The organism is Fictibacillus sp. NRS-1165 (assembly GCF_050468105.1).
GTDB lineage: Bacteria > Bacillota > Bacilli > Bacillales > Fictibacillaceae > Fictibacillus_C > Fictibacillus_C terrinigri.
In genome coordinates this window covers 88,761-110,192 of sequence record NZ_JBDPNU010000025.1, presented here as the reverse complement: position 1 = coordinate 110,192, position 21,432 = coordinate 88,761, and the positions used below count along the sequence as shown (strand labels likewise).

Below are 21,432 nucleotides of genomic sequence, written 5' to 3'. Positions count from 1 at the left end.
TAAACTATCACACCTAAATAAAAAAAGACGGCCCAATCTGGCCGTCTTTTCATAACCGGTTATTTTTTTCGTATATGCAGAGGATTGTAGGCCCGTGGTTTTCCGAGAATCTCGGACCAAACGATTCCTTGTACAATGTTCACTTTATTCATCTTCATTGTTACAATCTCATCGCTTCTGTCTTTATAACGGTTGCTCTTTAAAGGCTCTATCGAAAATGCTTCTTGCGCTCTCTTTCTGGCTTGCTGGTAGGCTGCTTCCGGCAACGGAGACGCTTTCACTTTTGATTCTTCCGCATCAGGCTGGGAAATCGAACTTGCATTTCCTTGCGTCTTGACCGTTCGTTTGGGATGGGCTGAAAATTTCCGCCTTTTCTTCATTAACCCGAACAAGCCGGCTCCAATAAAAATCAGGAAAGGAATCAAATCTACGAGAGCATCCAAGATATGTTCCATGATTATTTTCCTTTTTTCCCTGGAAGTTCATCGTCACCATTCGGATCGGCGGATTTTCCTATGGATTCACGCATCGAAGTATCAGCCATTACATTGGTTAGGTTCGCATAATCAAGTACACCGAGTTTTCCGGATCGGAGCGCTTCTGCCATGGCTAAAGGAACTTCTGCCTCCGCTTCTACTACTTTCGCACGCATCTCCTGGACTTTTGCGATCATTTCCTGTTCGTTCGCAACGGCCATAGCCCTTCTCTCTTCGGCCTTCGCCTGCGCGATATTCTTATCTGCGAGGGCCTGGTCCGTCTGCAGGGCTGCGCCGATATTTTTTCCGATATCAATATCTGCAATATCTATGGACAAAATTTCAAAGGCCGTGCCTGAATCTAAGCCTTTAGAAAGAACCGTTTGTGAAATGGTATCAGGGTTCTCCAGCACCTTCTTATGATTCTCGCTAGAACCAATCGTAGATACGATACCCTCACCAACCCTTGCGATTACCGTTTCTTCTCCGGCACCGCCGACGAGCCGTTCGATATTGGCTCTCACTGTGATTCTCGCCTTTGCTTTCACTTCAATACCATTGAGCGCTACACCGGCAATAAAAGGTGTTTCGATGACCTTTGGATTAACACTCATCTGTACGGCTTCCAGCACGTCTCTCCCTGCCAAATCAATAGCAGCGGAACGTTCGAAGCTGAGCTCAATATCCGCACGGTGTGCGGCAATTAACGCGTTGACCACACGGTCTACATTACCCCCTGCGAGATAATGGCTTTCAAGCTGGTTGGTCGTTAGATTAAGCCCGGCTTTCTGAGCCTTGATCAGTGGATTAATGACTCTTGAAGGGATAACCCTTCTTAACCTCATGCCAACCAATGTAAAGATTCCGACCCTGACACCTGCAGCCAGCGCCGAGATCCATAAAGCGACTGGAACAAAGGTAAATAACACGGCCAGTATGATAACGATGATACCAATCAGAATTAGCGTTGCAATTGGGCCTGTAAACATTTACATTCCTCCTTCATGATAGTCTTTCACTTCTCTTACTACAATTCTTGATCCCTGAACCTTTACGATTCTGACCGGCTTTCCTTTTTGAATGAAAGACCCTTCTGTCACAACATCCAAATATTCACCATCAAGCTCTGCGGTTCCCGAAGGCCTTAGTGGAGTGATGGATTCCGCAATACGGCCAGTTAGATCCTGACGCTGTTTACTGGAAATATAGCCTTTCTCTGTACTCGTACTGTCAAACAAGACCAGTTTTCTCAAAGGCCCCTTGTATCCAAAGAACTTAAGGAATAGAAATGCACCAAGGATTGTCACCAGGAGCGCGATTCCCATCGAGGTTACAATGGTCGTTATGGATCCTGCTGCCATCACCAGGCTCGCAATCACTGCCGCCAGCCCCAGTATTCCTACAATTCCACCGGGGACAAACACTTCGAGCAGCAGCAGAATGATGCCTAAAATAAACAAGGCAATGGATTCCCACCCCGCCAGCCCTGCCAGAAGGTGTCCAAAAAAATAGAGAAACATTGAAGAGATTCCTATGATTCCAGCAATTCCGAAACCTGCAGTGAACAGCTCAATGACCATTCCGAGAAAGCCAATGGAAAGCAAGATCGGGACTACGACCGGATTTGTTACAAACCGGGCTACTTTTTCGGCCAGACTTTGCTTTTCCTTTGTTACAGAAGCATCTTCCAGTTTTAAATAAGAAAGGAGCTCGGAACGGTTATTTACAATCCTTTCGGCATAGCCGACTTTAACTGCCTGATTAGCAGTCATCGTTAATAATTCTCCTCTTTTTAGCCCGAGTTCTCTTATTTCCATATCATCATCAGCCATCGCCCGGGCATACTTTGGATCTCGGTTATTTAGCTCTGCAGCGGCTTCCATTTCTGCAATCCATGCTGATTTGGCTTTCTTCCCGGCTGTATTTCCCCTAGAGTCGATCACTGCTGCTGAACCGATCGCAGTAGAGGGTTTCATTACAATTTCATCGGCATTCAATGCTATATACGCTCCTGCCGAAAAGGCTTCCTTCACTATGTAGGCGGTCGTAGGTATTTTCGTATCTCTTATTATTTCTGCGATTTTACTAGCAGAATCCACTCTTCCACCAGGCGTGTTGATTTCAAAGATAATGTGGTCTGCCCCTGCATTTTCAGCATCTTTAATACTGCGTTTTAAGAACGCTTCAAGCCCTCTCTCGATCTCTTGCTGAACAGGGATGACATACACCTTTTGGCCGCTTCCTTCACCGCTTGCAGGTTGAACTGAAGCCATCAGAGGTATGATGATGATTGCAAGAAAAAATAAAAATCGACCATATCTCAATTTCGTCCCCCCTTTTGTACCTCTATAATCAATACGCGGTCACGAGCGAAAAGTTTCAAATATTGGAAAAAGATCTCACATTTATTTAACTTGATGAGTTATTGGGGTCCGCATCTGCTCAAGCTTATTGAACGAAATGCAAAAAGACGCCCTCGAGGTTGCAACCTCTCAGACGTCTGTTCGAGTTTAAGATAAATTTTGTTGGACAAGGCGATTGACGAGAGCACCATCGGCTTTGCCTTTAACTTTAGGCATTACCGCTGCCATCACTTTCCCCATATCTGCTTTAGATACGGCTCCAACTTGTTCAATTGCTGCCAGGACGATGTCTTTAACTTCTTGTTCAGTTAACTGCTCCGGCATGTATTCCGTAATGATGACAATTTCGTCTTTTAACGCATCCGCTAAGTCATTACGGCCGGCTTTTTCAAATTCTTGGAGGGAGTCTTTTCTTTGTTTCATTTCACGTGCAAGAACAGTGAGCTCTTCTTCTTCATTCAGGTCGTGCCCGAGCTTGATTGATTCGTTTTGAAGGGAAGCCTTCAACATACGAATCACAGAAAGCTTTTGCTTGTTTTTGTCCTTCATCGCTTGTTTCATATCCTGGTTTAATCGATCAAGAAGACTCATAACTTACACCTCTCTTAGAACTTGCGCTTTCTTGCTGCCTCAGCCTTCTTCTTACGTTTCACGCTTGGCTTTTCATAATGCTTGCGCTTTTTAACTTCTGCCAAAGTTCCATCTTTGGAAACGGATCTTTTAAAACGACGAAGAGCATCATCAATGGATTCGTTCTTACGAACACGAGTTTCTGCCATTTTCTTTCCCTCCCTCCAGACCATTCCAGCATTAAAATCATGTCAGGAATGCGTCACATATCTTTTGCCATTATAATATACCATTCCATAATGGTCAATAAGAAACCGCTTTGTTTTAATAATCAGAATTGGAATCTTCGCCTTTTACGATGGCAATCCCTGCACTTGCGCCAATTCTTGATGCACCTGCTTCAACCATGGCTAAAGTGGTCTCCCGGTCGCGTACTCCGCCTGAAGCTTTGACACCGATATTTGGGCCGACGGTCTTGCGCATCAAAGCGATATCTTCAACTGTGGCGCCTGCTGTAGAGAAGCCTGTGGATGTCTTCACAAAATTGATTCCGGCTTTAACCGCAATCTCACACGCTTTTACCTTTTCTTCATCAGTAAGCAATGATGTTTCAATAATGGCTTTTGTCAAAGCTTTACCTTTGGCAGCCTCAACAACTGCACGGACATCGCGTTCTACAAGGTCGTAGTCCTGTCCTTTTAAAGCTCCAATGTTTATGACCATATCCACTTCGGTAGCACCGTTTTCAATCGCGTTTCGCGTCTCAAATGCCTTTACTTCCGGAGTGCTTGCCCCAAGAGGAAATCCGATTACTGTACATACCGCAACATCTGATCCTTTTAGCTGTTCAAAGGCAGTATACACCCATGTTGGATTCACGCATACAGAGAAAAAGTTATATTCTTTTGCTTCGGAACAAAGTTTCAAAATATCTTCCTTCGTGGTCTCCGGTTTTAATGCGGTGTGGTCAATTAATCTTGCTAGATCCATAACAGACATCATCAATCATCCCTTCAGACAATAGTACATTCTTTAATATCTTACCAAAACTTGACTATAAAATCGAGATCTCAATAGACAAAAGAAAGTCCGGTTGAACCGGACTGATTATGTTTGCAATTATAGGTTTACGATCTGTTTTGAAGCCTGATCATCCAACACTTTAACAAGCTGCCCGTCACTGTATGGGTAGCCTGCTTTCTGAATTTTCACCAGCACCTGTTTTCCAATCATTCCCTCATTCGCCGGAAATCTGACTTTCAAATAGTTAGGAGTATAGCCGACGTACAAGCCTGTACCTGCTTCTTCCTTATACTCTTCTTCTGGGATGACTTCAACAACTTCCCCTTCGTAATCGGAAGCATATTCTTTTGCCAGCTGGTTTGAAAGCTCAATCAGTCGGTGGACTCGTTCGTTCTTAGTATCTTCAGGAACTTGGTCATCCATTCGTGCCGCAGGAGTACCTGTCCTTTTGGAATACGGAAAAACATGAAGTTCAGAGAATTTATGGTCTCGAATGAAATTGTATGTTTCCATAAATTCTTCTTCCGTTTCGCCAGGGAATCCAACGATAACATCTGATGTAATCGCTAATCCAGGCAAAGCTTTTTTCAGTTTTGTGATCCGCTCGGCAAACAGTTCCATCGTGTATTTTCTTCGCATTCTTTGCAGAACCGTATTGGAACCTGACTGAAGAGGAATATGGAGGTGAGGAACGATTTTATCGGAGCGGTCCATCACTTCAATCACCTCATCTGTAATTTGGCTTGCTTCAATGGAGGAGATACGAAGCCGCTTGAGCCCGTCCACTTTTTCATCCAATTCAGAGAGAAGCATGGCAAAATTATAATCTTTTAAGTCTTCTCCATAACCAGCCGTATGAATGCCAGTCAGTACGATTTCTTTATAGCCGGCATTCACCAGCTGCTGTGCCTGATGGATAACTTCTTTCGAATCTCGGGACCGAAGAAGCCCCCTTGCCCATGGAATAATACAGAACGTACAGAAGTTATTGCATCCTTCCTGAATCTTGAGTGACGCACGCGTTCGGTCTGTAAAGGAAGGAACATCCAGTTCCTCATAGACGCGCGCTTTCATAATATTGCTTACCCCATTGATCGGAAGGCGCTCTTCTTTATATTGCTCAATATAGTCAAGCATCTTAGATCTGTCCTGTGTGCCGACAACAATGTCAACGCCAGGAATCGCCATGATTTCAGCAGGTGAAGTCTGGGCATAGCATCCCGTAACGCAAATGACCGCATCGGGATTTTTTCGGATGGCACGTCGGATGACCTGCCGGCTTTTTTTATCGCCTGTATTGGTTACAGTACATGTATTGATTACATAAACGTCAGCTGTTTGTTCAAAGTCTCTGCGCTCATAGCCGTTACCTTGGAACAGCTGCCAGATCGCCTCAGTTTCGTAATGGTTTACTTTACAGCCTAATGTATGAAAAGCCACTGACGGCATTTCAATCACCTCATTAATTCAAAATGATAAGAAATTGCGGATAGGATATAAGAGCTGGCCGTTTCCGTACGAAGTATTCTGGGTCCCAGGCCGCAGGATATAAAGCCCGCTTCAATTAACTCATCAACTTCCTGCTGGTTCAAACCGCCTTCAGGTCCGATGGCACACAAGACAGATACTCCCGGAGCCATCTCGTTTAAAAGCTTAGCAAGACGCTGGGTCTCTCCTATTTTCGCATCTTCCTCATAGGCCACGATTTTATAGTCAAAATCTGCGGCTTTTTTTAATAGGGACTTAAAAGAAACAGGTGGTAAAACGTCCGGTATACGGCTTCGATGAGATTGCTCTGCTGCTTCTTTTGCGATCTTCTCGAGCCGCTGTTTTTTTTTCTGACCCTTCTTTTCATCCCATTTAACAATACACCTCGAAGATGAAAAAGGCAAAAAAGCTTGCGCCCCTAACTCCGTGCCTTTTTGCACAATAGCTTCAAGCTTGTCCCCTTTTGGAATTCCCTGGGCAATGGTCACCCGGATCGGACTCTCTTTGCTTTCCTCAATCGGTTCGATGATGCTGGTGTAGATGGAATCACGTTCTATTTGTTTTATTTCGCAAAGTGCGACTCTGCCTTGATTATCAGAACAGATCACACGGTCGCCGACTTCCATTCTCATAACCTTAGCAATATGGTTGGCATCATCACCCGTAATCGTCACGGATAAATCAGTCATATCTGCAGGGGAGACAAAGTATCTCTGCATGGCTCAGACCTCTTTTGATAATGGATCATCATTTCGTGCAATGATGGCTACCCAGTCTTCCATTTCCAATATTTCAACGATTGAGAAGCCGCTTCTTTTCAATTCTTCCTTCACATCATTCTTTTTCCCTTGTATGATGCCGGATGTAATGAATAATCCGCCTTTTTTAAGTACCCTTGCGGCATCTGGGACAAATCGCAAAATGATTTCTGCGAGCAGATTTCCTGCAATCAGATCAACAGGTCCTTCAATCCCGTTCAGCAGATTATTTTGATTTACAGTAACAGAACCGGCCACTTTATTTAATTTTACATTAAGCCGGGCACTCGCCACTGCTACCTCATCCAGATCATATGCCTGTACATGTTTCGCTCCCAAGTGGGCCGCAGCGATACTCAAAACCCCAGAGCCTGTTCCAACATCGATCATTTCATCGTCTTTTTGCAGATATTTTTCAATCGCCTGCAAACACATGACCGTCGTAGGATGGGTTCCGGTGCCAAACGCCATTCCGGGGTCAAGTTCAATGATCACTTCATCAGAACTAACGGGCTTATAGTCTTCCCAAGTTGGTGTGATGGTAATTTTTTCAGAGATCTTAACCGGCTTGTAGTATTTCTTCCAAGCTGTTGCCCATTCCTCTTCATTTACTTCACTGATCGTAACCTTATTATGTCCCAGGTCGATATCATAGGTCATTAGATTATTGATCGCTTCTTTAATTTCATCGACGGTCTCTCCGAGAAAGCTAGTAACGGGCAAGTAAGCCTTAACGATGACACCCTCTTCAGGATAATCATTAGGATCGAGTTGATAGATTTCCCCATATACGGAGGACCTCTCTTTAATTAAATCTTCCGGATCTTCAATCACTACTCCGCTTGCACCTGCTTCGTGTAGAATGTTTGAGATGGGTTCAACCGCTTCCTGGGTAGTGTGAATACTAATTTCTGACCATTTCAATTCTATCAACTCCATTCCTATGATCCTTTACTCGTGATCCTTTACTCGCCTTTGAAGGCTCTTTTCACTTTATCAAAAAATGATTCTTCATGCTCATCAGGCACATCCCCGCCAATTTCTGCGAAATCGCGGAGCAATTGCTTCTGCTTTTCGGATAATTTCGTAGGAGTCAATACTTTCACCTGGATATGCTGGTCACCCTGGCCTCTTCCCCTGACGTTTTGGACCCCTTTGCCTCTTAGGCGGAAATGAGTTCCTGTTTGAGTCCCTGCTGGAATCTTCAATTTAATGCGTCCGTGCAGCGTCGGCACTTCAATTTCGTCACCTAAAGCAGCTTGGGCGAACGTAATCGGCATTTCGCAGAAAATATCGTCCCCGTCTCTTTCGAAAAATTCGTGGGGAAGTACTCTGAATACAACATACAGATCTCCGGCCGGACCGCCATTAACGCCCGGTTCACCATGTCCTGCCAATCTGATCTGCTGGCCGTTGTCAACTCCTGCAGGAATTTTAACTTTAACCTTCTTTGTAGTCGTTACTTTCCCTTTACCGTGGCACGTTCCGCACTTTTCTTTAATGAGTTTTCCCGTACCGCTGCAGTATTGGCAAACCCGTTTATTAACGATTCTGCCAAAAGGTGTGTTCTGCTCAACATTAAGCTGGCCGGATCCCTTACAATGGGTACAGGTCTCTGGTTTTGTGCCTGGCTTCGCTCCAGAACCATGACAGGTGCCGCATGTTTCTTCCTTAGGGATTTCAATTTCTGTTTCCTTGCCGAAAACCGCTTCTTCAAATTTCAGATTCATATTGTATTGTAAATCAGATCCCTGACGGGGTGCGTTTGGATTTCTTCTGCCACCGCCGCCTCCAAAGAACATATCAAAGATATCTCCGAAACCGCCAAAGTCAGCACCAGCGCCACCGAATCCGCCGAACCCCTGATTTGGATCCGCATGTCCGAATTGGTCGTACTGCGCTTTTTTCTGAGGATCCTTCAATGTATCGTATGCTTCACGGACCTCTTTAAATTTATCAGCGGCATCTGCTTCCTTATTAACATCCGGATGGTATTGCTTTGTCAGTTTCCGGTAAGCTTTTTTTATTTCATCGCTGGATGCATTTTTGTCCAGTCCGAGTACTTCATAGTAATCTCGTTTACTCATAGAAATCCCACTCCCGAATCTTCACATAAAAATTATCTTACCATTGTTCCAATTCTTTTTTCAAGAAAGATCTTTAAATATGTGAAAAGATATTTAATCGACAAAACGGAAAAAAAGTCAAAGCCAAGATGCTCGCCTGACTTTGACTTTTTCCTCACTGATCACCAGCTATTATTTCTTTTCGTCGTCATTCATTTCTTCATACTCAGCATCGACAACGTTGTCATCGGCTTTTTTCTCGCCTGGCTCCTGGCCTTGAGCGGCTTGCTGTGCCTGTGCAGCTTGCTCATAAAGTTTAACAGAAAGCTGCTGAACGATCTCGTTCAATGCGTCTTTTGCTGTTTTTATGGCTTCAATATCTTGGCCTTCAAGAGCTTTTTTAAGATCTTCTTTCGCGTCATTTGCTTTTGTTACTTCAGCTTCTTCCACTTTTCCTTCAAGATCTTTCAGCGTCTTGTCAGTAGCGAAGATCAACTGATCTGCTTCGTTGCGGAGATCGATCTCTTCACGTTTCTTCTTATCCGCTTCAGCGTTCTCTTCTGCATCCTTCACCATTTTTTCGATTTCTTCATCTGATAGTCCTGAAGAAGATTTAATAGTGATCGATTGTTCTTTATTCGTTCCAAGATCTTTCGCACGAACATTTACGATTCCGTTCGCATCGATATCAAAGGATACTTCGATCTGTGGAACTCCGCGTGGAGCCGGAGGAATATCCGTTAGCTGGAAGCGGCCGAGTGTTTTATTGTGAGCAGCCATTTCACGTTCACCTTGAAGGACGTGAATATCAACTGATGGCTGATTGTCCGCTGCGGTTGAGAACACCTGGGATTTTGTAGTAGGAATCGCCGTATTACGGTCGATCAGCTTCGTAAATACACCGCCAAGTGTTTCAATTCCTAAGGAAAGCGGAGTTACGTCAACAAGCACTACATCTTTAACGTCTCCTGTAATGACACCGCCCTGAATCGCAGCACCAAGTGCAACCACTTCATCAGGGTTAACTCCTTTAAACGGATCTTTTCCAGTAAACTTCTTGATCGCTTCCTGTACAGCAGGAATACGTGTAGAACCACCAACCAAGATGACTTTATCGATATCGCTTGGAGAGAAGCCAGCATCGTTTAGGGCTTGTCGCGTTGGACCCATCGTGCGTTCAACCAAATCAGAAGAGAGCTCTTCAAATTTCGCACGGCTCATGGAAACCTCTAAATGTTTAGGTCCGGTTGCATCCGCTGTAATAAACGGAAGTGAGATTTGAGTTTGAGTGACACCGGAAAGTTCTTTTTTTGCTTTTTCAGCAGCATCTTTTAAACGCTGAAGCGCCATTTTATCTTGAGAAAGATCGATCCCGTTCTCTTTTTTGAACTGATCAACAAGATAGTCGATGATCACTTGGTCAAAATCGTCTCCGCCCAGTTCATTATCACCAGATGTTGCGATTACATCGAAGTTCCCATCGCCGATTTCAAGGATGGATACGTCAAATGTACCGCCGCCAAGGTCAAATACCAGAATTTTTTGATCGTTATCTTCTTCCAAACCATAAGCAAGCGCTGCTGCTGTAGGTTCGTTGATGATACGTTCTACTTGAAGACCTGCAATTTGCCCTGCATCTTTTGTCGCCTGCCGCTGTGCATCATTAAAATAAGCAGGAACAGTAATAACCGCACGCTCAACTTTTTCTCCAAGGTAGCTTTCAGCATCATTTTTTAACTTTTGAAGGATGATGGCAGAGATTTCTTGAGGAGTATACTCTTTTCCTTCTGCATCCACTTTATGGTTTGTTCCCATGTGGCGTTTGATGGAGATGATTGTATTTGGGTTAGTGACAGCCTGGCGCTTTGCAACTTCCCCTACAGAACGCTCGCCATCTTTAAAAGCGACAACTGAAGGAGTTGTCCGGTTGCCTTCAGGATTAGGGATAACCGTAGCTTCTCCGCCTTCCATGACGGCAACACAAGAGTTTGTTGTACCTAAGTCTATTCCAATAATTTTGCTCATGTTACATACCCTCCACTTTTATATGTAATATTAAAGAATTTAATATTACTGATTTACTTTAACCATTGCCGGACGAATGACACGATCCTTGAGTTTGTATCCCTTCTGCAGGGTTTCAACAACTACGTTGGATTCATACTCTTCATCCTGTACTTGCATGACAGCCTGATGCAGGTTTGGGTCAAACGCTGCGCCTTGAGAATCGATCACTTCCAAGCCTTCGCTCTTCATGGCCTCAAGCAGCTGGCGGTGTACCATTTCCACCCCTTGAAGGACAGAAGCAGCTTGGGGATCCTCAACCTTTACATCCAAAGCTCTTTCAAAATTATCAAGAGCAGGGAGCAGCTGTGTCAAAAGGCTCTGTGATTTATATTTCAACTGGGCAGCGTTGTCTTCCCGTGTGCGCCGCTTGAAGTTTTCATAGTCAGCCTGAACGCGAAGCAAGCGGTTTTCAGTATCAGCAAGACGGGTTTCAAGTTCTGAAATTCTCTGCTGTTCTTCCGTTGCCTCAACCGTCTCCTCTTTCTCCTCTGAATCTGAAGTCTCGATTGGCTGATCAGCATCCAGATACGCTTCTGCAGCATCTGTTTGTTCAAAGTCAGCGGTTTCCTTTTGTTTGTCTTCCATGTTGTCACCTCCCTAAAATAATGGGGTTTTATTTGTTGAGTTAAAATCTTGCGTTAAATAAGTTCGTAAACTCCTTGCTGATCGTGTCGAGCAAACCGATAACCCGTTTATATTCCATCCGGGTCGGGCCGATCAGGGAAATCGTTCCAATATGTTTTCCATGAAAAGAATAGGACGCTTTAATCAGGCTGCAGTTCTTGACCGCTTCCACCTGATTTTCTTGGCCGATCGTTACGGTAATGCCATCATTATTTGCCGTCAGCAGCTGTTCAATGACCGTTTTTTCCTCCAGGGCATCCAAAAGAATTCGGACTTTTTCTACATCCCTGAATTCAGGCTGATACAGCATTTTTGTTTTTCCGCCAAAAAAGACCTTATCTTTGTTGCTCCATTTAAAAATATCATCAATAAACAATGAAGCCTGTTGATGGTTCTTCAAATACTTTCTGAAAACAACATTGAGCTCATCCCTGATTTTCTTGTGAAGTTCAGCGAGAGGTACCCCTGCCAGTTTTTCGTTTAAAATGTTGACCAGCTTCTCGATCTCTTCGGGTGCGATTCCTTCCGGCAGGATGACATGCCTGTTTTCAACATGTCCTGTACTCGTTACGAAGATAGCAACGGCCTGCTGGGAGCCTAACGGAATCAGCTGAATGTGCTTTAAGGTCGTTTCAATCGCTTCTGGCCCAAGAATAATAGATGTGTAGTTGGTAAGTTCAGAAAGAATTTTAGCAGATTGCTCGAAAATACGTTCAGTCTCTTCCAGTTTTTCGTTGAATAATGCCTGTATATTGAAGATATCCGCTGTTGATAGTATCGTTGGGCTCAGCAGGTGATCCACATAAAAACGATATCCTTTCTCTGACGGAATCCTGCCTGATGAAGTATGCGTCTTCTCTAGAAAACCCAAATCCTCCAAGTCCGCCAGCTCATTCCGGATGGTAGCCGGACTGAAGTGGACATCTTCTCTTTTGGAGATGGTCCTAGATCCTACAGGTTCAACATGCTGGATGTAATCATCAATCAGCACTTGAAGTATAAAAAGCTGTCTTTCAGATAACATCCTTTCACCTCCGAGGCTGTTAGCACTCCGAAAGAGTGAGTGCTAAATCTAATATTAAATTACCAAAAGCAACGGAAGATTGTCAACGATTAAACCACACCGATAAACTCCTGAAAAACTTCATTTCCCAAAAATGTTCCTTCCTTGGTCAGTGATACCCTGTCACCCGACTTTTTAAGCCATCCCTTTGCCAGCAATGCATCGATCTGAGGACCAAAGACAGCGAACATGGAAGTTCCGTATCTTTGTCTAAAACGGGCATCGGACACCCCGTCCATTTTTCTTAATCCCATGAACAGCTCTTCCTCCATTTTTGCGGATGTAGTCAGTTTTTCAGAATGAACGTAAGGAAAGCCCGTCTCATCGATTAACGCCATATATTTTTTGAGTGGCCCTGCATTCGCCATACGCTTGCCGTTCACATAACTATGAGCGCCGGCGCCTATACCGTAATATTCGTTATTATTCCAGTATTGCAGATTGTGCTTGCTTTCATAACCTGGCCTTGCAAAGTTTGAAATTTCATACTGTACATATCCGTGCTTATGCATCTCTTCCATGAGCACTTCGTACATCCTCGCTTCTACCTCCTGCTCCGGCAGCAGCAAGTCCCCTTTCATTGCACGATTGTAGAAAACGGTCTTTTTTTCAAGCTGAAGAGAATAGGCCGAAAAATGGGGCACGTCCATCGAAAATGCGAATTGAAGTGATTCCTTCAGCATATCAACGTTTTGTCCGGGCAATCCGAACATGATATCCAGGGAAATATTCTCTATGCCTACAGCTTTGGCTTCTGACACCGTTCGAAACACATCCTCTTTCACATGTGTCCTTCCGAGTTCTTTTAACAGGTGCTCCTGAAAAGCCTGTACACCGATACTAAGCCGGTTTACGCCCGATGCTTGCATGATTTCAAGTTTCTTACGATCGGTTTGTTCCGGATTAGCTTCTACCGTGAATTCATCAAGGTCATCAGAAGAGAAATGGCGGTTAACCATATTGAGAAACGTTTCGAATTGCTCATATTCAAGGGCAGTAGGAGTTCCTCCGCCAATAAAAATCGTTTTCAATTTGGAAAAGGGGGTCTTCCTTATTGTGTTGATCATTTCTTTTTCCATATAGGCCAGATATTCATCGACAGGCTGCCCTTTTAAAAATACCTTGTTAAAATCGCAATAATGGCATATGTTCACACAGAACGGGATATGAAAGTAAGCCGATTCTGGCATGTGATCCCTGCTTTCGTGTCTAAAATTTGTGAAAGACCGCAAAATAATATGCGGTCTCATCCTGTTGCTTATACATTTCAGATCAATCGTTGTCCATTCTCAGAACAGCCATGAATGCTTCCTGCGGAACATCCACGCGCCCGATTGTTTTCATTCGTTTTTTACCTTCTTTTTGCTTTTCAAGCAGCTTACGTTTACGCGAGATATCTCCGCCGTAACATTTAGCGAGTACATTCTTGCGCAGTGCCTTAATGTTCGACCGCGCGATGATTTTTTGTCCGATGGAAGCTTGGATCGGCACCTCAAACTGCTGGCGCGGAATTAGTTCCTTAAGTTTTTCAACGACGGCCTTTCCGCGTTCATAAGCAAAATCCTTATGCACAATGACGGATAATGCATCGATTTTCTCTCCGTTTAAAAGGATGTCCATCTTCACGAGCTTCGATGGTTTATAGCCGATCAGTTCATAGTCAAGGGACGCATAGCCTTTTGTGCTCGATTTCAACTGATCGAAGAAATCATATACGATTTCCGATAATGGAATCTCATAATGGACATTGACCCTGTTGTTTTCAAGGTAATCCATGGTCTGGAAAATCCCGCGTTTTTTCTGGCAGATCTCCATGATTGTGCCAACATAATCGTTTGGTGTCATTATGGTTGCTTTTACATACGGCTCTTCAACGGTTTGCAAAAGCTGTGCCTCCGGCATATTGGCCGGGTTATCGACTGTTAATTTTTGGCCGTCCGTCAATGAAACATTGTAGATAACACTGGGTGCCGTAGCAATAAGGTCGATATTGAATTCACGCTCGATCCTCTCTTGAATAATCTCCATATGAAGAAGGCCCAAAAAACCGCAGCGGTAGCCGAAGCCGAGTGCTTGGGAGGTCTCAGGTTCATATTGAAGAGCAGAATCATTGAGTACAAGACGTTCTAACGCTTCACGCAAATCATTGTATTTGGCATTATCGACAGGATACAATCCGCAATATACCATCGGATTCATTTTCCGGTAGCCAGGAAGCGGTTCGCTCGCTGGTTTAACTGCACTCGTAATTGTATCTCCGACTTGAGTGTCCCCTACATTTTTAATAGCAGCCGTTAAATAACCTACGTCACCGACCGTTAAGAAGTCTTTGTTCACGGCTTTCGGAGTGAACACACCGAGTTCCACTACTTCAAATTCTTTCTTTGTGGCCATCATTTTAATTTTATCTCCGACTTTAACTGTTCCCTCAGTCACACGGATATAGGTTACGACTCCGCGATATGGATCGTACAGTGAGTCGAAAATAAGAGCTTGCAACGGACCATCCGGGTCACCTGAAGGCGCTGGTACCTTTTCTACGATCTGCTCAAGTATTTCTTCGATTCCGATGCCTGCTTTGGCTGAAGCCAAAACTGCCTCTGAAGCATCAAGGCCGATGATGTCTTCCACTTCCTGCCTTACTCTCTCTGGTTCGGCACTCGGAAGGTCGATCTTATTGATGACTGGAAGGATTTCCAGATCATTCTCCAGAGCCAAGTAAACGTTGGCAAGAGTTTGAGCTTCAATTCCCTGAGCAGCATCAACGATCAAAAGTGCCCCTTCACAAGCGGCAAGACTCCTTGAAACTTCATACGTAAAGTCTACGTGTCCTGGTGTATCGATCAGGTGAAAAGTATATATTTCCCCATCCTTAGCTTTGTAGTTCAACTGAACAGCATTCAGCTTAATGGTGATTCCCCGTTCACGTTCGAGGTCCATGGAGTCTAGAAGCTGCTCCTTCATTTCTCTCTGGGTCAAGGCGCTGGTTTTCTCAAGGATGCGGTCAGCCAGCGTGGATTTCCCGTGGTCAATATGAGCAATGATGGAAAAGTTGCGGATCCTTGATTGCCTGGCCAGTTTTTGTTCTCGATTCATTCATTTCACTCCTACATTTTGCGCAAAGTACACTATTTTAGATTATAGCAATACAAGGTCGGTTGTTCAATGCCGAACCTGTTGAAAAGTACAGCCGTTTAGAGCAAGTGCTGCGGCTGGATAAACGCCATGAAAAAACAGCTATTTTTCTCTTTGAAAAATAACTGTCAGCTTAATGACCCGAATATCTGGGAAAATATGGCTGAAATCAGTCCGATCACTGCTTGAAAAATCGCGGACACCAGCACGGATACTTTTTCACCCATAGAGGAAAAAAAGTTAAAGGCTCTCGAATCTTCTAACTGTTTCTGTTTCGCGGTTAAATCTTGTGCACCGATCGCTGTACCCAGAACCTCAGCATCCGTATGGCCTTTCGTTTCCTTTAACGCCAATGCTTTGCCAGTATCTTCATTGCCTTTCAGATGGTTCATCCCAACTGAAGCCCTCTGCATCCCAAGCAGGACACCGAAAAAGAGAACAGCCGTAATCAGGAAACATTTTAACATGAATTTACCCACCGGACCCACCCCGTTCACTTATGGTATTTACTACATCCTATGAAACAGCTTGTCCCTTTATGTGTCAGTGCGTATATGAAGAGCTGTTGGATTGGTCAACCTGCCTGTGAAGAGCTGTATTTAAACCTACGGCCAGGACATTGGCCATATCCTCTATAAACGTATCAACTTCTTTGGGTGTTACCATTAAATTATGGCCGATTGGAGAAAGAACTTCCCGGATCAGCATCCTTTTTTCATCATCATCAAGATTACCTACCATCCCTAAGAACGATTGCCGCTCTGCTTCTGGTGGAAGATCATCATCTTTCAGTACCCTTTTTTCTCCAAAGGTCATCCATGACGGCGCAAGAGATTTAGACGGTTTATCCTTATCTTTAATCTCCCGTCCGAAATGCTTAAGAATAAAATCAATGGCGTCGCTGGTGATCGTTACTGCGTCAACAACGGTAGGAATGCCAATCGCAATAACAGGAATCCCCAGTGTTTCTTTACTAAGTTCTTTTCTCTTGTTTCCAACACCCGATCCTGGATGTATCCCGCTGTCAGAGATTTGTATCGTCGTGTTGACCCTCTCGAGAGACCTGGATGCTAAAGCGTCGATCGCAATCACAAAATCGGGATTGACTTTTCGAATGACACCTTCAATAATATCGCTCGTCTCGATTCCGGTAATCCCCATAACCCCTGGCGAAATGGCACAGACCGGCCGGAATCCTTCCTCTACATTTTCCGGCGAAACCGCGAATAAGTGTTTGGTGATCAATAGATTTTCCACGACGTTCGGACCGAGAGAATCCGGAGTAACATTCCAGTTTCCAAGGCCCACCACCAAGCAAGTGTCATCATCCTGAATTCCAAGTTCATTAATAAACTCCTTAAAGTCACGGGCGAATACTTCCTGAACCCGCTCCTGGAGTGCTGAATCCTTTTCCCGAATCCCCTGCATCTCGAAGGTTAAGTATGTACCCGGCTTCTTCCCGGTCGCCTGCGCCCCATTTTCATCAATCTCTACTCTCGTGTATTTAATGCCATCATGATCCCGTTCTTTTATGATGATGCCATTAACTTCGCTTTCTTTTTCCTTCATCTTTTCTTCATTGACCAGCATTTCATGCGCTTCGATCGCTAAGTCCGTTCGAATGTTATAATTGTTCAAATCCAAATCTTTATTATTCATTTTGGCACCGTCCTGTGTTAGAGATATATTGTCTCTATTTTTTCCCTCAAAAAGCCATTTCATTCTTGTATTGCAATTGAAGAATTAAACTGATAAAATACTCTGTGTCCTATTTTTTTGCAATCCAGTTGCAATGTTAGGGAGGTGAATGGATTGGCTAATATTAAATCTGCTATTAAACGTGTAAAAACAAACGATAAGAACCGTGCTCATAATGCTTCTTTAAAGTCTGCTATGCGTACAGCTGTGAAAAACTTCGAAACTAAGGTCGCTAACAACGATGCTGAAGGTGCGAAAGAGGCTTTCACTGTTGCTACTAAAAAAGTTGATAAAGCGGCAACTAAAGGACTTATCCATAAAAATGCAGCTTCCCGTCAGAAGTCTCGTCTTGCAAAAGCGTTAAACGGAATCAACGCATAATTACGGGAAAATGACACCATGAAACGACCTTACCGGTCGTTTTTTTAGTGTCTTTTTTTGAATGCACCTAACAGCTGCATTCAAAACATGACATACCTTTATGTTTTTTTTCGAAGCGCTTATGTGAATAAGACACTTCGAGAAAAATGACACTCCTCTGCCCAAAAAGAATGCGTCGAACTTTTTCGTAAACGAGTTGAACATAAATGACCGGATTTTCAACATAAATTGATTTTTTTGAACATAAAAAATTTGGTCCCATGCCTTTTCAGGTAAAAGCAGCCCATTTCAGTGCCCCACCAGCAAATGGACTGCCGAACTGGGCAATTAAGAACTCACTGCAAAAATTTTACTCAAAAACATTCATTTTTTCTAAGTACAGCTCCCAATGCTGCTAAATGCGGCTCGGGGAATACAAAAAACGTCCGGCGACGGTTTCCCATCGTCTGGACGTTTTGTTAATCGGCCATCTTCAGCATAATCAGCTCCAAGATCAGCTGTTTATCCATCTTTCCTGTCTTCATCTCATAATCAGCTTCGGCTATTCGATCGAGCATTTGAAGCAGTTCTTCTTCTTCAAAAAGCCTTGCCTGCCTCGAAGCCAGCTTAACAGCGTAGGGATGCAGTTTTAAAGCTCCCGCAATCTGTTTTTCACCATAGCCTTTGGCAAAAAGCTCTTTAACCCCGTAGATAATACGAAACTGCCTCGCCATGAGCGAGAGAATTTTAATCGGTTCTTCATTCTGCTTTGCCAGATCATAAAAGGTTCTTAGTGCTGCATCAATTTTTTTGTGGACGATATCATCAATAAGCGAAAAGATATTATCTTCCAGTGTTCTCGGTACGAGTTCATCGATGACCGATATCGATATATTGCCCCCCTCCCCAGCGTATAACGCGAGCTTGTCCAACTCTTGAATGAGTGCCATCAGCTCATTTCCAACCTTGGCCGTTAAATACTGTGCAGCATCAGTATCGATATGCACCTGCCTCTGCATCGCCCGGTCCTTGATCCATTCCACCGCTGAATCACCGCTGAGTGGCGTTGCCGCAACCAGCTCGCCCGATTTTTTCAGGGTTTTCACGATTTTCTTACGTTCGTCCAGCTTCTCCGCTGGAACAACAAAGACGAGAAGCGTAAATTCAGCAGGATCTTGAATGTACCTTTCCACTGTCGTAAGGTCATGCTCAACTTTACTCTTATCTTTCACACCCGTTAAAAAGTAAGCATTCTTCACAACGACGACGCGCCGGTCTCCCATAAAGGGAAGAGTTTCAGCATCCTCCATAATCGCCTGAATTGGGGTTTCCATATAGTCATACACAGAGAAGTTAAAATCCTTATCTTCTTCATTCAGTGAATATTTAACAATAGCGGAAACGGCTTGTTCAATAATATAAGATTCTGTTCCGTACAGTACATAAAAGGGAGAAAACCTTTGTTGTTTCAATTTTTTTTGTAATGGGACGATCGACAAAACCATTCACCTCAAACTTTCTCTGTTTCTATCGTAAGTTGTAAAGCTGTTTTTTTCAATAGGATGATAAAAAGAAGAAGCAGCTGAGCTGCTTCTTCATTTATATTAAACGCCGATCACCAAGACCCCGGGACTCCCGGCAATCAGCGAGTAAACCGTTCTTTTCCTTTTAATGTTATGATATCCTATGCAGAGCTTTCGTATTGGTTACAACAGTTAGCAAAAAAGGAAATGAATGCGCATTCTAAAAAAACATGGGTTTAGCAATCAAATATGGATTTTTTTATCAGGATGACTTATACTTATTTACGAAACGGGAGGGTTGCGGAAATGAATCAGTTTGAAAAAGACGTCCAGAGCAAGCGCAATGATTTAATCGATTCAGGAATGGGCTTTGTTTGGTCCTTTGGTTTTTTCACGTTAATCTTTGCACTGGGAGTAATCATTAAACTTATCGCTACATAACCGAAAAAAGAAGCCCTGCAGGGGCTTCTTTTTATTTGGATCCGTTTACACTCGTCAGGATCTTAATTTTATTGTCCTTCACCGTGATTTCAATATCGCCCACCTGATCCGTTCTTAAAAGAGCCGTACCTTGGGCTTTGAAACGTGCCAAGACGTCAGCATGTGGATGGCCGTATCGGTTGTTTTTACCCGCTGAAATAACAGCATATACGGGATCTGCAGCTTCTATAAAAGCCTTCGAGGACGAAGTTTTGCACCCATGATGGCCGGCCTTTAAAAAATCCGCCTTCAACGAGTCGCCTTGTTGTAGAATGCGTTTCTCTCCCTCTTCTTCTAAATCTCCGGTTAAAAGAAAAGAAAAGGGTTTGATATGCGCTAAAAGGACAATTGACCTCGCATTGCTGTCCCTCTCATCTCCAAAGGGAGATAGAACATAAAAAACATCACCACTCCCCACTGACCAGCTTTGTACACCGTGAGTTACTTTGATTGGAACATTGAGCTCTGCTGCATAATTCAGAACTGCCGTTTCCAGCATTCCATCAAGTGCTCCTTTTGGATACAGAAGCTCACTTACCTTGATTCCATTTAAGACCGCTTCCGCTCCCCCAATATGATCCATGTCCCCATGCGTTAAAATTAATTTCCCGATATTCCGGATTCCCATCGCCTTCAACGCAGGAAGCACCACTTCTTCCGTGACATTATAATCGCTCTTTCTTTTTCTCCATTCTTCCTTTTCGAAATCCAACGAGCCGCCGGTATCGATCAAACACACTTCTTTACTGAATGGAAGTTCAATTAAGATACTGTCACCCTGCCCTACATTTAAATAGGTAATTTTCGTTTCCGGATTAAAAGAGTGAAAATTCCAATGCAGCGCTCCTATTATGAAAAGAAAAGCAGCAGGATAGAGCAGACGGCGATCAGACCCGTATTGTTCCCATTGAAAAAAGAGATAGAAAATGCCTATATAATAGATCGGAATGATATAGACAGGAGGCTGCCCGAACACTAAATTAATATTGTATTGCTCGATTTGAAGGAGAATTGAATTGGTGAACTTTAAAAGAATCGCAGGGAGATAAAGGAGAATTTTACCTGAAGTGAACGATAGTATTGATACCGGAAGCGACAGACAGGCAAGAGGGAGAACAGCAAAAGACAATAAAGGTATAAACAATAGGTTTAAGGGTACTGACCACAAAGAAATTTCATAAAAATGAAAGACGAGGATCGGGAATGAAACAATTTGGCATATGAGGGTGGTAACTAGAGCCTGAGCAAGATAGGAAGTATACCGGCTAAAGATGCCGCGGGAGGAAATGAGCAAAGCAAATACATTGATAAAAGAAAGCTGAAAGCCCAGCTGGAAAACGTAATAGGGGTTGTACAGAATCATCAAGAGACAGACACCGCTTACAGCAGTCAGCGGATGGATATTCCTGCGGTACCGCCTTAAAATAAGCAGCGCGATACCCATCATGCCAGCACGGACGATCGAAGCTTCACTGCCGGTGATCAATACATACAGAGGAAGGATTCCCGCAATGAACAGAAATGCTTTTTCCCTAGTGATACCCAGGCGAAGACTGCACGCAAAAAGCAGGCCCATGACAATTGCCACATTAAACCCCGATACGGCAAGCAGATGGGACAAACCCATCCGCTGATAGACATCATCAATGTTGGGGGGGTATATTTTGACGATAGCCGAACACTAGAGCATTGACCAGCCCGGATACATCCTCGTCAACCTGTCTTTCGATCAGCCGGA

At 43.8% G+C, this 21,432-nt stretch carries 21 protein-coding genes; 2 read left to right on the top strand and 19 right to left on the bottom strand.

Going from position 1 to position 21,432, the window contains the following annotated elements; translation table 11 throughout:
- Nucleotides 1-59 precede the first annotated feature (59 nt).
- From ABHN01_RS11155 to gpr, 17 genes are all read right to left on the bottom strand, one after another.
- Nucleotides 60-455: a hypothetical protein gene (locus tag ABHN01_RS11155; protein WP_429875608.1), complete on the bottom strand. Its 396-nt coding sequence runs from the start codon at nt 453-455 to the stop codon at nt 60-62.
- Nucleotides 456-457: 2 nt separating this feature from the next.
- On the bottom strand, nt 458-1,465 hold the full coding sequence (gene floA / locus ABHN01_RS11150) for a flotillin-like protein FloA (protein WP_290400912.1): 1,008 nt from the start codon (nt 1,463-1,465) through the stop codon (nt 458-460).
- Nucleotides 1,466-2,800, bottom strand: coding sequence for an NfeD family protein (locus ABHN01_RS11145; RefSeq protein WP_429875607.1), 1,335 nt, complete (start codon nt 2,798-2,800; stop codon nt 1,466-1,468).
- Between the two features lie 186 nt (nt 2,801-2,986).
- A complete protein-coding gene (locus ABHN01_RS11140; RefSeq protein ID WP_429875606.1) occupies nt 2,987-3,430 on the bottom strand; it encodes a GatB/YqeY domain-containing protein in 444 nt (147 codons plus the stop codon).
- Nucleotides 3,431-3,444: 14 nt separating this feature from the next.
- Nucleotides 3,445-3,618, bottom strand: coding sequence for a 30S ribosomal protein S21 (gene rpsU / locus ABHN01_RS11135; RefSeq protein ID WP_007202240.1), 174 nt, complete (start codon nt 3,616-3,618; stop codon nt 3,445-3,447).
- A 115-nt stretch (nt 3,619-3,733) separates the two neighbouring features.
- Nucleotides 3,734-4,399 (bottom strand): deoxyribose-phosphate aldolase, encoded by a 666-nt coding sequence (gene deoC / locus ABHN01_RS11130; RefSeq protein WP_429875828.1) that lies wholly within the window; start codon nt 4,397-4,399, stop codon nt 3,734-3,736.
- A gap of 129 nt (nt 4,400-4,528) precedes the next feature.
- Complete coding sequence (gene mtaB / locus ABHN01_RS11125; protein WP_429875605.1) at nt 4,529-5,881, bottom strand: tRNA (N(6)-L-threonylcarbamoyladenosine(37)-C(2))-methylthiotransferase MtaB; 1,353 nt, start codon at nt 5,879-5,881, stop codon at nt 4,529-4,531.
- 5 nt (nt 5,882-5,886) lie between these two features.
- Complete coding sequence (locus ABHN01_RS11120) at nt 5,887-6,639, bottom strand: 16S rRNA (uracil(1498)-N(3))-methyltransferase (RefSeq protein WP_429875604.1); 753 nt, start codon at nt 6,637-6,639, stop codon at nt 5,887-5,889.
- A 3-nt stretch (nt 6,640-6,642) separates the two neighbouring features.
- Nucleotides 6,643-7,602, bottom strand: coding sequence for a 50S ribosomal protein L11 methyltransferase (gene prmA, locus ABHN01_RS11115; RefSeq protein ID WP_429875603.1), 960 nt, complete (start codon nt 7,600-7,602; stop codon nt 6,643-6,645).
- A 41-nt stretch (nt 7,603-7,643) separates the two neighbouring features.
- Nucleotides 7,644-8,765 carry a molecular chaperone DnaJ gene (gene dnaJ / locus ABHN01_RS11110; protein ID WP_429875602.1) on the bottom strand — a complete coding sequence of 374 codons (1,122 nt, stop codon included), beginning with the start codon at nt 8,763-8,765 and terminating at the stop codon, nt 7,644-7,646.
- A 171-nt stretch (nt 8,766-8,936) separates the two neighbouring features.
- Entirely contained in the window at nt 8,937-10,769 is a 1,833-nt protein-coding gene (gene dnaK, locus ABHN01_RS11105; RefSeq protein ID WP_290400919.1) for a molecular chaperone DnaK, read from the bottom strand.
- A gap of 45 nt (nt 10,770-10,814) precedes the next feature.
- On the bottom strand, nt 10,815-11,396 hold the full coding sequence (gene grpE / locus ABHN01_RS11100) for a nucleotide exchange factor GrpE (protein WP_429875601.1): 582 nt from the start codon (nt 11,394-11,396) through the stop codon (nt 10,815-10,817).
- A 40-nt stretch (nt 11,397-11,436) separates the two neighbouring features.
- Nucleotides 11,437-12,459, bottom strand: coding sequence for a heat-inducible transcriptional repressor HrcA (hrcA, locus tag ABHN01_RS11095; protein ID WP_429875600.1), 1,023 nt, complete (start codon nt 12,457-12,459; stop codon nt 11,437-11,439).
- An 89-nt stretch (nt 12,460-12,548) separates the two neighbouring features.
- A complete protein-coding gene (gene hemW, locus ABHN01_RS11090; protein ID WP_429875599.1) occupies nt 12,549-13,688 on the bottom strand; it encodes a radical SAM family heme chaperone HemW in 1,140 nt (379 codons plus the stop codon).
- Between the two features lie 82 nt (nt 13,689-13,770).
- Nucleotides 13,771-15,594: a translation elongation factor 4 gene (gene lepA, locus ABHN01_RS11085; RefSeq protein WP_429875598.1), complete on the bottom strand. Its 1,824-nt coding sequence runs from the start codon at nt 15,592-15,594 to the stop codon at nt 13,771-13,773.
- A 167-nt stretch (nt 15,595-15,761) separates the two neighbouring features.
- Nucleotides 15,762-16,100, bottom strand: a complete 339-nt coding sequence (locus tag ABHN01_RS11080; RefSeq protein WP_290400924.1) for a DUF3679 domain-containing protein — start codon at nt 16,098-16,100, stop codon at nt 15,762-15,764.
- Nucleotides 16,101-16,176: 76 nt separating this feature from the next.
- Nucleotides 16,177-17,292, bottom strand: a complete 1,116-nt coding sequence (gpr, locus tag ABHN01_RS11075; RefSeq protein WP_290400925.1) for a GPR endopeptidase — start codon at nt 17,290-17,292, stop codon at nt 16,177-16,179.
- Nucleotides 17,293-17,445: 153 nt separating this feature from the next.
- Here gpr and rpsT point away from each other — a divergent pair, with 153 nt between their 5' ends.
- Nucleotides 17,446-17,712, top strand: a complete 267-nt coding sequence (gene rpsT, locus ABHN01_RS11070; RefSeq protein ID WP_429875597.1) for a 30S ribosomal protein S20 — start codon at nt 17,446-17,448, stop codon at nt 17,710-17,712.
- Between the two features lie 458 nt (nt 17,713-18,170).
- On the opposite strand, the gene holA is transcribed toward rpsT, so the two are convergent.
- On the bottom strand, nt 18,171-19,190 hold the full coding sequence (holA, locus tag ABHN01_RS11065; protein WP_429875596.1) for a DNA polymerase III subunit delta: 1,020 nt from the start codon (nt 19,188-19,190) through the stop codon (nt 18,171-18,173).
- Nucleotides 19,191-19,520: 330 nt separating this feature from the next.
- Between holA and ABHN01_RS11060 the strand changes: the two genes are divergently transcribed.
- Entirely contained in the window at nt 19,521-19,655 is a 135-nt protein-coding gene (locus tag ABHN01_RS11060) for a YqzM family protein (protein WP_289486104.1), read from the top strand.
- Nucleotides 19,656-19,686: 31 nt separating this feature from the next.
- Here ABHN01_RS11060 and ABHN01_RS11055 read toward each other — a convergent pair whose 3' ends face one another.
- On the bottom strand, nt 19,687-21,342 hold the full coding sequence (locus ABHN01_RS11055) for a DNA internalization-related competence protein ComEC/Rec2 (RefSeq protein ID WP_429875827.1): 1,656 nt from the start codon (nt 21,340-21,342) through the stop codon (nt 19,687-19,689).
- Between the last annotated feature and the right edge of the window lie 90 nt (nt 21,343-21,432).